Origin of the sequence: Rahnella bruchi, from assembly GCF_003614975.1 — a bacterium.
Classification (GTDB): domain Bacteria; phylum Pseudomonadota; class Gammaproteobacteria; order Enterobacterales; family Enterobacteriaceae; genus Rahnella; species Rahnella bruchi.
The window spans coordinates 1-401 of record NZ_QZWI01000063.1; the positions used below are offsets into that span (position 1 = coordinate 1).

1 tRNA gene is annotated in these 401 nt (G+C 45.4%); it reads right to left on the reverse strand.

The features are described from left to right. Positions 1-149: 149 nt before the first annotated feature. A tRNA-Glu gene (locus tag D5398_RS25360) sits at positions 150-225 on the reverse strand. Between the last annotated feature and the right edge of the window lie 176 nt (positions 226-401).

The window sequence follows — 401 nt, forward strand, 5'->3', positions numbered from 1 at the left end:
ACTCAGTACTTCTACGGAGAGTGATGTTCAGCTGTAAACTTTCAATTTTCAGCTTGTTCCAGATTGTTAAAGAGCAATATCTTAAACACGACTCGTTAAAGTCATCTTTAAGATATTCAGTTGATAATGTCTTTCACACATTATCGGAGTGGCGTCCCCAAGGGGATTCGAACCCCTGTTACAGCCGTGAAAGGGCAGTGTCCTAGGCCTCTAGACGATGGGGACACGAAAAATCCGTACCAGACCACATTGTGGTTTGGCACTTTTCGCATCAGCGTAAGGTTACCCCTACTGCATCAACAGGTGCTCTTGCTCATTAATTTCATCAGACAATCTGTGTGGACACTGCACAATGCGTATCTTTAGGTAAGGAGGTGATCCAACCGCAGGTTCCCCTACGG